Origin of the sequence: Chamaesiphon sp. VAR_48_metabat_135_sub (assembly GCF_031418915.1) — a bacterium.
Classification (GTDB): domain Bacteria; phylum Cyanobacteriota; class Cyanobacteriia; order Cyanobacteriales; family Chamaesiphonaceae; genus Chamaesiphon.
In genome coordinates, this window is record NZ_JANOJV010000229.1 from 1 (window position 1) to 3,803 (window position 3,803).

General features: G+C 45.8%; 3 protein-coding genes. 1 reads left to right on the forward strand and 2 read right to left on the reverse strand.

What is annotated here, in order from left to right:
• Window positions 1–268 precede the first annotated feature (268 nt).
• A complete protein-coding gene (locus RMO55_RS16375) occupies window positions 269–973 on the forward strand; it encodes an FHA domain-containing protein (protein ID WP_310428164.1) in 705 nt (234 codons plus the stop codon).
• A gap of 372 nt (window positions 974–1,345) precedes the next feature.
• On the opposite strand, the gene RMO55_RS16380 is transcribed toward RMO55_RS16375, so the two are convergent.
• Complete coding sequence (locus tag RMO55_RS16380; protein ID WP_310428165.1) at window positions 1,346–2,521, reverse strand: D-alanine--D-alanine ligase family protein; 1,176 nt, start codon at window positions 2,519–2,521, stop codon at window positions 1,346–1,348.
• A gap of 341 nt (window positions 2,522–2,862) precedes the next feature.
• Complete coding sequence (locus RMO55_RS16385; protein ID WP_396134358.1) at window positions 2,863–3,237, reverse strand: type II toxin-antitoxin system PemK/MazF family toxin; 375 nt, start codon at window positions 3,235–3,237, stop codon at window positions 2,863–2,865.
• Window positions 3,238–3,803 lie beyond the last annotated feature (566 nt).

Consider the following 3,803-nt stretch of genomic DNA (forward strand, 5'->3'; position numbering starts at 1 on the left):
GGGGAACCCGTCCAAAGGTGAGCCGCAAGTAGAGCACCTTTTCAAGACAGCGGCGTTTTTATGTCTAGGGTTCCCCCCGAATAAAAAAGCGGCGCAGTGTGGTCGGGTTCCCCGACCATACAACTGCGACAAGACAACGACAAGACAGCGCAACAAGACAGAAAGTTGAAAGCGGTGAATAGTGGATGGACAGATGGTGAATTAGTCCCCCCATATCCCCGTCTTCCCAACTCCCCTACACCCTAAACCCCATACCCCACAACCTAGAATGCAAACTTGTCCCAAAGGTCATAGTTCAACAGAAGACGATTTTTGCTCTGAATGTGGGGCGAAAATTATGGGATTGGGGATAGCGGAGCTTAGTTCAAATGCCCTTAATACACCTGTTGCCAATCGATCTGTCTCGCAACCTTGTCCCGATTGCAGTACCCCCCACGAGCCAGATAGCGGTAACTTCTGCGAGATTTGTGGTTATAACTTTCTGACTGGTACTCAGGGTGGAGGTCCCCTGTCAAATTTCCCACCAATAGTTAAGTCAACCAATAGTATTTTCACTGCACCAACTCAACGACCAACACCTGCGGTTACGGCGATCGATCCGCCACTAGAGCATCTACAATGGGAGCTGGTCGTCTCGATCGATCCGAGTTTGGCTACTCCTGACAGCCCCGCAGCACCCACCCAAGCACCGATGAAAATTCAATTAAACTTGGGTAGCAATCTGATCGGACGAACCAGTCAAGCTCGCGCCATCCATCCTGAAATTCCCCTAGATCTCGATGATGCAGTCTCCTCTCGTCACGCGATTCTCACGCTCCATCCTGATGGTGCTCTAGTGCTCAGAGACATCGGTTCATCGAATGGCACAATGGTAAATGGCAAGGAAATCGCGATTATGGCAGATATGCCGATCTCATCTGGCGACGAAATTTCCCTCGGACATTGGACGAAAATTAAAATAATTCGCAAGTAAATACACTCGCATTTTAAACTAATGGGGAGACATTATTACTGCCGCAACCTGTGGGCGATCGTCTTGGATACCCAATATTTATATACCAAGACACACTGTCTGAGGAAATTTCCACACGAAGCTGGTGTCTTCGCTCGGTCTACCTGAGACAATTGACAAGAGATAATCGACAATAAAACAATCGTAATTTGTTTCAACAATTGAACGATATTACTTTTGGAATGGGTAGAGGGATCGAATGAATACAACAATATGTGAGCGACGCGCGTTACATAATTAATCGGTAGAGATGCTCTCTCTTGATGCAGTGGCATCGCCCTAGAAACCTGACCGCACTGCATCGCTTAATGGGTACCCTCAGATCTATGCTTATTACTTAAATAAAGCTCGCATTCCCTCCTGACGTTTGAGCGCGAGTTTCGTCACTTGGCGTTTCTCAGCTTGGCGAATAATCCGATTTAATAATTCCGTATATACCAACGGTGGATTTGATTTTACCCACAGGTAGAAAGAGAGCGAACCAGGGAGAGTATTAATCTCATTGAAATAAAGCTGGTCGCAACTAGCATCGATGATAAAATCGATCCGCGATACACCAGAACAGCCTAATACTTTAAACGCTTGTTTTGCATAGTCTACAGCAGCTTGTTTGAGTTCGGGATTGAGGTCTGGCGGGTCGATGATGCGGGATAAACTCGCCATCCCTTGTGATTCGTTACCACCTGTCTTTTTGCCCCCGTCATCGCGGAGATATTTCTCTTCAAATGTCAGCACACCACTGAGCGAAATGGGCATTTCGATGACAGATGCGGTAATTTCATCATCTTCTAAGACAGAAACATTCACCTCGACAATCTCTTTAACGCAAGGTTCGACGATCGCGTGACTATCATACCTAAAAGTATTCACCAAGCAAGCATTTAATGTCCGCTCGTCTTTTGCTACCCCAATCCCGATACTCGAACCTAAATTACAAGGTTTGACAAAGAGGGGAAGTTGCTCCAATCCAGGTGTTGCAAAAATCTGTGCCCGTACTGATTCTAGACTCTTCTGGGCATCCCGTCGATCGACTAGTGCCGCAGGTAAAACCGGAATACCAGCAGCCTTGAGCATCATTTTACACTGATATTTATTCATTCCCAGAGCCGCAGGCAGCACGCCACACCCTGTATAGGTAGCATCGGCCATCTCCAGCATCCCCTGAATGCACCCATCCTCCCCAAATGTGCCGTGAAAGGCGAGGAAATAGATATCGATGGCACAAACATCGTTCCGACGAGAATTGAGATATGTCAGCCCTTTACTACCCGCCACAGGTAAAAGTGCGACTTCTTGAGCTTCTTTGAGAGAATTGGGGAGGCGACGATAGAAATTTTTATCGAGTAGGTTGTCACCAACGTACCAACGTCCGGTTTGGGCGATGTAGACAGGGATAATATTGTATTGGGTAACGTCAATGACGTTAATCAGTTGGAGTGCTGTAATGACGGAGATTTCGTGTTCGACGGATCTACCACCGAATAATACTGCCAGGTTTTTCTTCTTCATTGCATCTGTCGATCGTGCCGAACAACATTTTACGATCGTTTGGCGGCATCATCTGTAAATCGATCGACCGGAAATCGATATCTTAGCCTTTGACAGCGAGATCGACATTCTTCAGGCTATTGATATTAGCTTTGGCAACTTGAGTTTCGGCTTATCGGGGGAAACGCAGCGCGAGAAGGGGATACTGTCATCGTACACAGGATCGCCTAGCATGGTGGCACTCCAATAACTAGCCACTTGGGTTACTACCTCAACGATCGAGATTCAACTAACAAAACTTTACAATAGTCTCGCTCTTTAGAATACTGTATGATCGATCGGTTATGTCGATCGGGATGCAATTACTCTCTGTCAAAAATGGCATTAAAACCCAGGATGATACAAACAGCCTTCTCTATTTCGCGCCAGTACTTGTCTTCCAACATTCCTAGCTGATTATCAATTCTCCGACGATCCACAACCCTCATTTGTTCGAGGTGAATTCCTCTATTTTCGTCCAGTCCATTATCCACCGTTGCTGCAACATTAACTGTGAAGGGGTAAATTTTGGAGCCTTTTAACAACGGAGCAACCATCGTTGTGTTTGATTTTTCACTGCCCACGTCATTCTGAAGGATTACGCATGGTCGTTTTTTTGCTGTTTCGCTACCCACTGTCGGATCTAAATTTACCCACCAGATTTCGCCTCTGCGATACTCTAAGTTACGCATCGGCATCGATGCCATCTCCCACAGTGATATCTCACAACTCAATCTCAGCTTGATATTCAGGATCGTTTGCCAGTTCTGTATAGGCATCCTCTAATTCTTTCAAACATCGTCTCTTTTTTTCTTTGGACAATATTTCGTTAATGAATTGGCTGCGATTCTGGCTCGTTGGCGAAGCCTCTCCCTCAGGAGACTCGATCGACAAACTCTAAAACTTCTTCATCTAGTGTGATGCTCACTTTCGCGCTCATAGCTACATCCTACTAACTGGTGCGATAAAGATATCTTAACACATGCTGCTCGGTTCCTCAGCAACGGCTGTGACAACATCTGGTTCGATCTTGTTACAACCGAATCGATATCTGGGAATACTAGGACTACGGGTCTGAAAGTTTGCGTGTTTTTTCGTCACATTGTTTGAAAGATGATGGTACAATCGACCCATTCCTCAGCATCCCGATTTTATTCCTTTTGATGAGCATTTACCTTATGAAATCGATCGCTTCAATAATGAATCTCAGAATCTCAGAATCTCAGAATCTCAGAATCTCAGCAAGTTTCGCCTCGCCCAGCTT

Bases quoted from the DNA above. Each gene is read 5' to 3' on its own strand.
- RMO55_RS16375 (WP_310428164.1), top strand. From the start codon at position 269: ATGCAAACTTGTCCCAAAGGTCATAGTTCAACAGAAGACGATTTTTGC.
- RMO55_RS16380 (WP_310428165.1), bottom strand. From the start codon at position 2,521: ATGAAGAAGAAAAACCTGGCAGTATTATTCGGTGGTAGATCCGTCGAA.
- RMO55_RS16385 (WP_396134358.1), bottom strand. From the start codon at position 3,237: ATGCCGATGCGTAACTTAGAGTATCGCAGAGGCGAAATCTGGTGGGTA.